Here is a 10,261-nt window from a genome sequence, read left to right on the forward strand (position 1 = left end):
GCGGGCATGCGGTTCCTGCAGGATACCGTCGCCGACCCGAGCGAACATCCGGCCTCCTCCGTCGGAATGCGCCCTGCGCCCGCTTCCGGAACGCACCGCGGGCTGTGGCAGCGGCTTCCGGCGGCGATCGGACGCGAGCTGGGCCGGCCGGGGTCGCGCTCGCCGTTCGACCGCGCCCTCACCGCACATCGAGAGCTGGCATTCACGACCGTGCCGCTCGGCGCACTCAAGGCGATCGGAGCATCCCGCCCGCGTCGCACCACCGTCAACGACGTCCTGATGGCCATCGTCTCCGGGGGCCTGCGCTCATGGCTCGGTGCGTCGGCCCCGCGCCTGCGCGCGCAGATCCCGGTAAGTCTCCACCATCGAGACGACGGCCCGGCCGTGGGAAACCGCGACTCGTTCATGAACGTCGACCTCGAACTCCGCGCATCCGACCCGCTCATCCGGCTCGACCGCATCAGCGCTCAGACGCGCGCGGCGAAGCAGGCCGACGATGCCGAGCTGATGTACGACCTCATGCACGCGATCGGTCAGCTCCACCCGCTCGGCGGGCTGCCCTCCGTATCGGCGATGCTCGAGCGCGTCGAATCCAGCGCGCGGGAATTCAGCGTCGCCATCTCCAACGTGCCCGGACCGCGAAGCGAGTTGTCCGTGACGGGCCGGCGCGTCGCGCAGCTCGTCTCGGCCTCGGAACCGGGAATGCACCATGCCCTGCGGATCGCCGCAATCTCCCACGGCGATTCCCTCGGCATCGGATTCTGCACCGATCCCACCGCGGTTTCCGACATCGCGGGCCTGGCCGATGCCGTCGAGAAGGCTTACCGTGAGCTGCAGCAGGCGTCGCGCTGACGCCGGGCGGGAGCAGACATGACGGCGCGATTCGTCTACTGGATGAACGTCTCCCTCGATCTGCGCATCGAGGAGGCCGAGGGTGAGGACGGCGGCGGGGACTGGATGCGCATCGACGACATCCTGCACGAGGAGTTCAACACCCGTGCCCGCGCTTTCACCGCCATGGTGCAGGGTCGCCGCGTCTACGAGCTCATGGAGTCGTTCTGGCCGGCCGCGGCCGAGGACGCGTCTCAATCGCCCGTGATCCGCGAGTACGGCCGCATCTGGACGACGATGCCGAAGGTCCTGGTCTCTCGCACCCGCGCAAGCGCCCCTCACCGAACGCGCATCGTGGGCACCGGTGGCGACGCGATCGCGGAGCTCACCGCGCTCCGTGCCGAGTCCGACGGAGACATCGGCGTCGGGGGCGCGACGATCGCGACGGCGCTGCTGCATGCCGGCCTTCTCGATGAGGTGATGCTGTTCACCCATCCCACGGTGCTCGGCCGGGGAAGAGGCCTCTTCGACGGCGATCCACGCGTCGACCTCGATCTGATCGAGGCGCGCACGTACGGGCAGGGCGTCGTCTTGCAGCGCTACGACGTGCGCCTCGCGCGCTGAGGTCGGGCAGGACGAGCATGCGTCCTCGCCGAGGGGCGACGGTTCCGTGCGTCGCTTGCGATGGCGCCGGCGGGCACCGACGATGGAGTCATGACCTCGGCGCGCGTGCTCACCCGGAAGAACGCGGGGTGGATGGCGCTCGCCGTCGCCGCCGTCATCGCGGTCACCGCGCTCATCGTCGCTTGGGTGCTGCAACCCGGTGAGTCGGAGCCGGCTGCAGCGACCCCGACGCCGACCCTGACTCCCACGAGCACTCCCGCACCTTCGCCCACCGCGACCCCGACACCCACGGGGCCCGCCGCGGACACGACGGACTACGACCTCACCGGCCTTCCCGAGGTGACGGTGTTCGCCGTCATCCCCGAGCTTCCGGTCGACGACGATCCCTACGGTGACGTCACGGGCGTGGCCGCGCGCGCGACCGATGCCGCGGCGCCCGTGTTCGCCGAGCCGGGCTCCTCACCCGTTGCGACTCTTCCGCGGGACTACGTCTACGACGGCACCATCGTTCCCGTCATCGAACAGTACGACGCGTGGGTCAAGGTCATGCTCGTCGGTCGCCAGGCGTTCCCGTCGAACGGCGATCCGGCCCAGCTCACCGGGTGGCTGCGCACCCAGGATGTGGAGCTGAGCGCCCAGGACGCGGTCGTCGAGGTTTCCCTTGCCGACCGCACCGTCGACATCGTGCGCGGAGAAGACCGAGAGCGGATCGCCACCGACTTCGGGTCCGGCGTCGAGGCCACACCCACACCGCTCGGGCGCGCGTTCGTCATGACCGTGCGCACCGAGCCGAGCTTCGCCTACACGCGGGGCCACCCCCTGGTGTACCTGTCGGTGCAGAGCCCCACCCTCGACGGTTTCGGGGGTGCCGATGTCGCGATCACGGCCTTCCACTACCACGACGCACGGTCGGGGGCGGTCTCCAACGGGTGCCTCCGCATGGACGCCGACGCCACCGAGGCGCTCGCCTCCCTGCCGCTCGGAACGCCGGTGGTCATCACGGGCTGAACCTCCGGGCGGGGTGCGGCACCTGTCAAGGCTCGTGGTCGGGAGGTGCTCATCCGTAGGATCGATGCATGGAGCAGCGCAGCCTCGGCCGGACCGGCCGTCACGTATCAGCCATCGGACTCGGCACCTGGCAGCTCGGCGCCGATTGGGGCGTCGTCTCGGAAGACGACGCCCGCGCGGTGCTGGCCGCTTCCGTCGACCGGGGAGTCAACCTCTTCGACACCGCCGACGTGTATGGAGACGGGCGCAGCGAGAGCCTGATCGGCGAGTTCCTGGCTGAGCGGCACGAGCGCAAGGTCACGGTCGCGACGAAAATGGGACGCCGTGTCGCACAGGAGCCGGAGAACTACACGCCGGAAGCGTTCCGCTCCTGGGTGGACCGTTCGCGCGAGAACCTTCGCACCGACACGCTCGACCTCGTGCAGCTGCACTGCCCGCCCACGGAGGTGATCGAAGACGACGCGACCTATCAGGCGCTCGATGCGCTCGTCGCCGAGGGGCGGATGGCTGCATACGGCGTCTCCGTCGAGACGTGCGCGCAGGCGCTCGCCGCCATCTCGCATCCGCGGGTCACCAACATCCAGATCATCCTGAATCCGTTCCGCCTGAAGCCTCTCGACGAAGTGCTGCCCGCGGCCGAACGTGCGGGGGTCGCTGTCTTCGCGCGCGTTCCGCTCGCATCCGGCCTGCTGTCGGGGAAGTACACCGCGGGTACGACCTTCGCCCCCAACGACCATCGCACGTACAACCGCAACGGCGAAGCGTTCGACAAGGGGGAGACCTTCTCGGGCGTGGACTTCACCGTCGGAGTCGAGGCCGCGCGCGAATTGTCGGCCACCCTGCCCAAGTCGGTGCCGCTGGCAGCCGCCTGCCTGGCGTGGGCGGCGACCCGCCCCGGTGTGACGACGGTGATTCCCGGTGCGCGCAGTGTGACGCAGGCTTCGCGGAACGCCGATGCGGCTGAGCTCATCGACGGCGGGTTCGACGTCGATCAGTTCGACACCGCCGTGCGAGGCGTCTACGACCGGCACCTGCGGGCGAGTATCCATCCGCAGTGGTGACCATCGCCCCGTTGTCCACAGGTGACGACGGCTCGTCGATGGCGGGAGGGCGTCGACTCTAGGCTGTGTCGTCATGGACGTCGAGCTCGCCACAGCGTTTGCGTTCGGCGCCGTCGCCATCGCGTTCGTCGCCTTCGCCGTCGTGAGCGTCGTGCTGGCCGTCATCGACCTGCGCACGCATCGGCTGCCCAACCGCATCGTCGGTGCGGGCTACGTCATCGCCGTGTCGAGCCTGGGTGTCGCGGCGATCGCGGCTCATGACGGCGGCGCGGCCATGCGATCCTTCGGCGCCGGCGCCGTGCTCTTCGGCGCGCTGCTCGTCGTGCGGATCGTCGACCCGCGTGCCATCGGCGGCGGAGACGTCAAGCTCGCGGGTCTCATCGGGCTGCATCTCGGATGGCTCGGCTGGGACACCGTGGTGCTGGGATCGATGTTCGCGTTCGCCGGAGCGGGGCTGTTCGCCCTCGTGCTGGTCCTGATGCGCCGCCGCGGATTCGGCGTCAGGATCGCCTTCGGCCCCTGGCTGCTGGGCGGCGCGTGGGCGGCGATCGCCCTGACGGTCGCAGCGATGACTATCGGGTGATCCGCCGACACGTCAAGGCCGCGGAGGCTGCCGTCAACGGTCGGTAGCCTGGCGACATGAAGGCCTTCGTCGCGCGTGCCATCCGGTGGATGCTCACCCTCAAACTCGTGCGAGCGCTCCTGCTCTACTCGGAGCGGCGGGGCCCGCAGCTGGCCGACAGCATCACGTATCGCACGCTCTTCAGCGTCTTCGCCGGCGTCCTGCTCGGCTTCTCCTTCGCCGCCCTCTGGCTGTCCGGCAACCCCGACGCCTACCAGGCGCTCGTGGGCGCGGTGAATCAAGCCATTCCCGGCCTCATCGGAACCGATGGCGAGGGCCTCATCGACGCCGACGCCATCCAGGCGCCGGCGGGCCTCAGCATCACCGGAGCGATCGCGACCGTCGGTCTCGTCGGCGCGGCGATCGGGGCGATCGGCTCGCTGCGCTTGGCGATCCGCAGCATCGCCGATCGCACCACCGACGACCTCATGTTCGTCTGGGTGCTGTTGCGCAACCTGGGGCTTGCCATCGGCATCGGGGCGGGACTCGTCGCCTCGGCTGCCGCCACGATCCTGGGAACGGCAGGCGTCGGCATCGTCACCGATTGGCTCGGGCGGCCGGATGAGGGGCCGCTGGAGGTTCTGCTGACGCGAGCCGTGACGATCGTCGCCGTGTTCGCGCTCGACGCCCTCGTGGTGGCGGCCGCGTTCTTCCTGCTGTCGGGTGTGAAGCCTTCCGGCCGGGCCCTGTGGAGCGGTGCACTCCTGGGTGCGGTCGGGCTGACGGTGCTCCAACAGCTGTCGGGACTCTTCGTGGGCGGTGCTTCGTCGAACCCGCTGCTCGCGTCTTTCGCCTCGCTCATCGCGTTGCTGCTGTGGATCAACCTCTCTGCGCAGGTGATCCTCATCGCGAGCGCCTACATCGTCACGGGAGTCGAGGAGGATCGCGACCGCGTGCGCGCGAAGTACGGGGCCTCGACCTTCGCCCAGCGCCGGGTGCAGCGTGCCGAGAGGTCCGTGCAGACGGCCGTGGGTGAGCTCGAAGCCGCCCGCGAAGCCGAACGCGCCGAACGGGAGGAGAACGCATGACCGTCACCGTCTCCGCGTACACCGCCGAGCAGGTCCGTGCCGCCGAGAGGCCGCTTCTCGACGCCGGCGAGCCGCTGATGCTCCGCGCATCGGCGGCGCTCGCGACAGTGATCGCCGACGTGCTCGGTGATCGACCGCATCCGCGCGTCCTGGTGCTCGCCGGCCGCGGGGACAACGGCGGCGATGCCTTGTACGCCGCGGAGCGCCTCGCCGAGTCGGGCATGGACGTCGATGCGCTCCTCACCTCGGGCGATGCGCACGTGTCCGCACTTGCGGCCGCGATGTCGGCAGGGGTGCGACGGATCGAATCGGACGGGCTCGATGCCACCGAATACGACCTTATCGTCGACGGAATCCTCGGGATCGGCGCCCGCGGAGCGCTCCGCGGGGCGGCACGTGCGATCGTCGGTGCGATGCTCGCCGCCGAGATCCCTCCCGTCATCGCGGTGGATGTGCCGAGCGGCGTGAACCCGGACGACGGCACAGCGGACGAAGCTGTGCTCCCGGCAGCGCTCACGGTCACGTTCGGGGCGCCGAAGATCGGTCTCGGGAGGGCAGAGGGTCCCCGGCTCACCGGCGAGATCGTCGTCGTCGATCTGGGACTCGAGCTCCCGGAATCCGACGTGCGCCTGGACGTGGCCCGCGTCGTCGAGGGTGGATCCTCTCAGCGCGCGTAGCGTTCGACGAAGTTCCGGAGGATGCGCTGCGGGTGTTCGACCGGCGCGCGCTCGACGGAAGCAAGGGTGGCCCCCAGCTCGTCGGCGGCGAAGTATCCGTACCCGGCGTAGGCGTGGATCCGCACGATGATGCCCTCGAGATCCAGTTCGGGGTGGAACTGCGTGGCATAGACATGATCGCCGACACGGAACATCTGCACCGGGCAGGCCGGAGACGACGCGAGTCGCACCGCTCCCGCGGGGAGTGCGCGAATCGCCTCCTTGTGCCCGACGAACGCGCCGAATCTCCGGGGCACGCCCGCCAGCAGGGGGTCGGCCGCTCCGGCATCCGTCAGCGCGACATCCGCGACGCCGATCGCCTCGCCGTAGGTGCGATCGATGACGGCACCCTGGTGCGCGCCCAGAGTGCCGACGCCGTAGCAGGCGCCGAGGAAGGGGAAATCACGCGCCACGACCTCGTCGAGAAGCGTGCCGAATTCCGCTTCGACACGCTTCTGCACGGCGGACGTGAGATGAGCGGGGTCGGAGGCGTTGAACGGTCCGCCGCCGACGAAGACCCCGGAGAGATCATCGAGATCCAGCCGGGGCATCGGCGCGGCTTCGAGGCGAATCCGGATGAGGTCGCTTTCGGCGAGGCCTGTCGCGGTGAGAAAGAGCCGATACTCCTCGTCGGCGGGCACGTCTTCGGCGCGGGTCGCGAGGAGGACGAACGGCTTCACACCTCACGATAACCCGGTGGGACCGGCCCGCCATCGACGTTCCGGTCCCATCGGGGTGCTACCGCCAGCGGGTCGTGAACGTCTTCGACCAGGTGGATGTGGCTTCGAGCTCGAGCGAGACCCCCGCGACAGGCACGGCGGTGACCGTCACCTCCGCACCGCGGTCGACGCGGGTCACGCCGGTGCGCGTCGGCTCACCGTCGATGTAGTACTCGAAGTCGCGATCGCGGGGGACGATCACCAGGTCGAGAACCGAGCCCGGAAGGTCGATGAAGCGGGGCTTCTTCGGCGTGGCGGGTTCGGTGGCGACCGGAACCTGCGTGAAGTCCATGTCGCTCGCCATGTAGAAGCCCGGGTAAGAGGGCTGGTTGTAGGAGGTGTTCTGACGGGCCACTTCCACGCGGTACTGCGTGTCATCGAGCAGAGTCGGCAGCTTGTGCGCGGTGACTTCGGTGCTCACGTAGAACCGCAGCGCCGACGAATCCGTGGTGCGAACGATCAGCTCCTCCCGCCAGTCGCCGAGCACGTCGGCCACGAGGGACGGGTTCCCCTTGGTGTAGTTGTTCGTCCGGGTGCCCTCCGCCGTCAGAAGGGTCCCTCGGGTGACGTCGTCGATGGTCGGCGTCTGATCGATCGACCCGTTGACGATCTGCGTCGTGAGGTCGCCTGCCCACCGGATCGACTGGTTCGTGCCGGGGGTGGCGGTGTCGATCGTCTCGCCCGTCGCGCTCAGCAGACCCGACCCTTCGGACCCTCCCGGCATGCTCGCCCACACCTCGATGCCCGGCACGTCCGCTCGCACATCGCCGATCATCGCCCGGCCCGTGTCGCGGCCGGAGTACGAGCCGAAGAGCACCTCTCCGGTCGCGGCGTCCCTCAGAACCGAACCGTACGGTGCGTAGGTCGCGCCCTCGTGGGAGGTCCAGATCTCCAGACCGGGCCGTTCCGGGTCGACGTCCGTGACATGCATGGCGTCGCCGTGCCCGAGGCGCACGTTCGCACCGGGATCCGCGCTGCCCTCCGGCAGGACGTCGAAGGAGCTGTACAGCAGACTGCCGTCATCGTCGAGTGTCGCAGCGCCGTAGACGATCTCCTGCCGTCCGTCGTCGTCGACATCGGAGGCGCTCAGGGAATGGAAGCCCTGCGTCGTCAACGTGGCGTACTCCTCGTTCGACCCGTCGCGGCCGTGAGGGCCGTCGTTGAACGGGTTCGACATCGGGACATGTCCGCTGTCCGCCAGCCAACGCTGTGTCAGGCTCTGCCCGTCCCAGTCGTAGGCGGCGATCGCGGAACGCGTGTAATACCCGCGGGCGAAGATCGCGCTCGCCGTGGTCGTATCGTCATCGAGGTGCGCGACACCGGCGAGGAAGCGGTCGACGCGGTTGCCCGGCTCGATGCGGCTCATGGCGTAATCGCCCCACAGCAGACCGTCGTCATCGCGTCCCGGTTCGTAGCGCACGGTGTCGAGTTCGCGCCCGGTCGTCGCGTCGAACACCGTGAGGTACTCCGGTCCGTCGACGATGAACCCGTCGAAGGTCGTGAGATCGTTGCGAGCACTCCGCGAAGGAGCGTAGACGTCGATGAAGTAGTCGACGAGCTCCTCGGCGGACTCCCGCGTGAGGGGATACTCGTGTTCGACGGGAATGCCCCAGGCCTCTTCGAGGGTCGCAGGCCATGTGCCGGAGACGACCTCGGGATGCTCCGACCAGCCCTCGAAGACGCCCACCAGGTGCTCGCGGTACTCCGCTGCCGTCATCCGATAGTCATCGTCGGGGGAGTAGCCCGCGTCGAGATCCTCTTGCGGCATCGTCACAAGACCCTCGTCGGTCACCGCGCCATCGCCGCCGTACGTCTGCCACGAGGTGCCCGGTGCCGTCTTGAGGATGGTCTCGGCGCGCCCGTCGCCGTCGTAGTCGTAGACCATGAACTGCGTGTAGTGCGCCCCGGCGCGGATGTTCACCCCGAGGTCGAGCCGGTTGAGGAGCGTCCCGTCCATCTCGTAGGTATCGAGGTAGACGGTGCCCGTGAATCCCTTCTGCGAAACGTCCTTCGAGTTGGTCGGGTCCCACTTGACGACGAATTCCAGCGCGCCGTCGCCGTCGACATCGGCAGCGGATGCATCGTTCGCGGTGTATTCGAAGGCTTCGCCGGTCGGCGTGACACCGGCCTCGGGCTTCTGCAGCGGGAGGTCGTAGAAGCCCTCCGCCCAGGCGGCTACCTCGTCACTGGTCTCACCCGTCACGTCATGCCAGATGGGCGCGACGGTGTACCGCGCTTGGGCGGAGCCGTCGGGATCGACGTAGTTCGTGCTGTCATCGACGACGGCGATGCGCTCGCCGTCACGCTCCACCGCGAAGGAGGGACCACTTACGCCCGTGGCCGTCGCCGGGCCGGCCTCGGCGGCGAGGAGGCGCCAGCTGAGGAAGACCCCTTCGTCGGTTGCGACCGCGACCAGACCGCGGTCGAGCGATGCGGCACTCCGCTGCGGCGGCGCCGGTGACGCCGTCGCGGGGAGTGCGGTCGTGAGCACGAGTGCGCCCGCGATGCCGACGGCGGCGAGCGAGCGTGATCGTGAGGGATGCGGAGTCATCATCGATTCCTTCTCTCGTCCGGGAAGCGGACGTCATCGTCTGCGAGGAGGCAAGCGTTTTCCCGCGCGAACGGTAACCCTGCCGCGACCGGCGAATCAATGCGAAGGCGGGAATTGATTCGATTCATGAGAAAGATCTCACTCCCCGTACGCGGCGGTGGCGTCATCACATCGCGTCGCGAAGCGCAACCTTCTCTCGCGGGATGGGGCGAGGGCTAGGCTCGGTCCATGGCTATCGCACGACTTCATGGCGGCCCGCTCGACGGGCAGGTGATCCCTGTCGACGACGTGGACCAGGAGCAGCTCATCGTCCCCTACAGCGAGACTCAGGTGGTCTACGCGCGCCGAGGGGAGCTCGTCAATACCGGAGACGATGACGGGCCCACCGAGGGCGAGTTCTGGTTCGTCGAGTCGGAGGATGACATCGACCCCTACAGCGACTCACCTCGCGATCGGCGCTGACGGGTGACGGAGCCACGGCGCACCAACGAGGTCGAGGTGAAATTCGACGTCGAGGTCGACATCGCCGTTCCGGACTGGACGCGCGTGCCCGGCGTCGCGACGGTCGGTGCGGCCGAGCGTCGCGCCCTCGACGCGGTCTACCTCGACACCGCTGACGCGGAGCTCGGCCGTTCCGGCTATGCACTGCGCCGGCGTACCGGGGGGCCCGACGCGGGATGGCATGTGAAAGGCCCGCGCGTCGGAGCCGGGCGAGAAGAGCTGGGCTGGCCCCTCGGCGGTGGCGGCATCGCCGAGGTGCCGGCGCCCGTGCGGGCGGCGATCGCCCACATAACGGACGAGCCGCTGTCGCCGCTCGCCCGCATCCGCAACGACCGCGTCGCGTACGACCTGCTCGACACCGAAGGGGGAGTGGTCGCGGAATTCGTCGACGATCACGTGACCGCTCGTGACGAACGGGCCGGCGTCGATCGGACGTGGCGGGAGTGGGAGATCGAACTCGGCCCAGCCGCGCCGGAGGACCACGAGCCGCTGTTCGCGGCCATCGGCGAGATCGCACGCGCCGCCGGAGCGAGCGACGCCTCGTCCGACTCCAAGCTCGCTCGCGCGCTCGGGCTCTGATCCGTCCCGCGCACCACACGG

The 10,261-nt window shown here is 69.1% G+C and carries 11 protein-coding genes; 9 read left to right on the plus strand and 2 right to left on the minus strand.

Annotated features, from left to right (window positions below):
- The 7 genes from B4E30_RS16015 to B4E30_RS16045 all read left to right on the plus strand — a co-directional run.
- Positions 1-852: WS/DGAT domain-containing protein (locus B4E30_RS16015; protein WP_286796235.1), on the plus strand; the 852-nt coding region annotated here is incomplete at its 5' end.
- 18 nt (positions 853-870) lie between these two features.
- Positions 871-1,455, plus strand: coding sequence for a dihydrofolate reductase family protein (locus B4E30_RS16020; protein WP_194383316.1), 585 nt, complete (start codon positions 871-873; stop codon positions 1,453-1,455).
- Between the two features lie 90 nt (positions 1,456-1,545).
- On the plus strand, positions 1,546-2,463 hold the full coding sequence (locus B4E30_RS16025) for a L,D-transpeptidase (RefSeq protein WP_286796237.1): 918 nt from the start codon (positions 1,546-1,548) through the stop codon (positions 2,461-2,463).
- Between the two features lie 68 nt (positions 2,464-2,531).
- Complete coding sequence (locus B4E30_RS16030) at positions 2,532-3,524, plus strand: aldo/keto reductase (protein WP_194383314.1); 993 nt, start codon at positions 2,532-2,534, stop codon at positions 3,522-3,524.
- Between the two features lie 73 nt (positions 3,525-3,597).
- Positions 3,598-4,107 carry a prepilin peptidase gene (locus tag B4E30_RS16035; RefSeq protein ID WP_194383313.1) on the plus strand — a complete coding sequence of 170 codons (510 nt, stop codon included), beginning with the start codon at positions 3,598-3,600 and terminating at the stop codon, positions 4,105-4,107.
- Between the two features lie 56 nt (positions 4,108-4,163).
- Positions 4,164-5,174, plus strand: a complete 1,011-nt coding sequence (locus B4E30_RS16040; protein WP_194383312.1) for a YihY/virulence factor BrkB family protein — start codon at positions 4,164-4,166, stop codon at positions 5,172-5,174.
- The gene (locus tag B4E30_RS16045; RefSeq protein ID WP_194383311.1) at positions 5,171-5,851 is read left to right on the plus strand and encodes an NAD(P)H-hydrate epimerase; all 681 of its coding nucleotides are present in this window, start codon (positions 5,171-5,173) and stop codon (positions 5,849-5,851) included. The genes B4E30_RS16040 and B4E30_RS16045 overlap by 4 nt, the downstream gene beginning before the upstream one ends.
- Here the strand turns inward: B4E30_RS16045 and B4E30_RS16050 are convergent.
- Together B4E30_RS16050 and B4E30_RS16055 are read right to left on the minus strand one after the other, a co-directional pair.
- The gene (locus B4E30_RS16050) at positions 5,839-6,570 is read right to left on the minus strand and encodes a glutamine amidotransferase (protein WP_194383310.1); all 732 of its coding nucleotides are present in this window, start codon (positions 6,568-6,570) and stop codon (positions 5,839-5,841) included. The genes B4E30_RS16045 and B4E30_RS16050 overlap by 13 nt on opposite strands.
- A gap of 58 nt (positions 6,571-6,628) precedes the next feature.
- Positions 6,629-9,160 (minus strand): rhamnogalacturonan lyase, encoded by a 2,532-nt coding sequence (locus tag B4E30_RS16055; RefSeq protein ID WP_194385519.1) that lies wholly within the window; start codon positions 9,158-9,160, stop codon positions 6,629-6,631.
- Positions 9,161-9,388: 228 nt separating this feature from the next.
- Here B4E30_RS16055 and B4E30_RS16060 point away from each other — a divergent pair, with 228 nt between their 5' ends.
- Both B4E30_RS16060 and B4E30_RS16065 read left to right on the plus strand, forming a co-directional pair.
- Entirely contained in the window at positions 9,389-9,622 is a 234-nt protein-coding gene (locus tag B4E30_RS16060; RefSeq protein WP_071043698.1) for a response regulator, read from the plus strand.
- A gap of 36 nt (positions 9,623-9,658) precedes the next feature.
- A complete protein-coding gene (locus B4E30_RS16065) occupies positions 9,659-10,240 on the plus strand; it encodes a CYTH domain-containing protein (RefSeq protein WP_286796241.1) in 582 nt (193 codons plus the stop codon).
- The last annotated feature ends 21 nt before the right edge of the window (positions 10,241-10,261 follow it).

Source organism: Microbacterium sp. UBA3394 (assembly GCF_002358725.1).
Classification (GTDB): domain Bacteria; phylum Actinomycetota; class Actinomycetes; order Actinomycetales; family Microbacteriaceae; genus Microbacterium; species Microbacterium luteum.

Coding starts and splice junctions, on each gene's coding strand:
- B4E30_RS16020 (WP_194383316.1), top strand. CDS start 871: ATGACGGCGCGATTCGTCTACTGGATGAACGTCTCCCTCGATCTGCGC.
- B4E30_RS16025 (WP_286796237.1), top strand. CDS start 1,546: ATGACCTCGGCGCGCGTGCTCACCCGGAAGAACGCGGGGTGGATGGCG.
- B4E30_RS16030 (WP_194383314.1), top strand. CDS start 2,532: ATGGAGCAGCGCAGCCTCGGCCGGACCGGCCGTCACGTATCAGCCATC.
- B4E30_RS16035 (WP_194383313.1), top strand. CDS start 3,598: ATGGACGTCGAGCTCGCCACAGCGTTTGCGTTCGGCGCCGTCGCCATC.
- B4E30_RS16040 (WP_194383312.1), top strand. CDS start 4,164: ATGAAGGCCTTCGTCGCGCGTGCCATCCGGTGGATGCTCACCCTCAAA.
- B4E30_RS16045 (WP_194383311.1), top strand. CDS start 5,171: ATGACCGTCACCGTCTCCGCGTACACCGCCGAGCAGGTCCGTGCCGCC.
- B4E30_RS16055 (WP_194385519.1), bottom strand. CDS start 9,160: ATGACTCCGCATCCCTCACGATCACGCTCGCTCGCCGCCGTCGGCATC.
- B4E30_RS16060 (WP_071043698.1), top strand. CDS start 9,389: ATGGCTATCGCACGACTTCATGGCGGCCCGCTCGACGGGCAGGTGATC.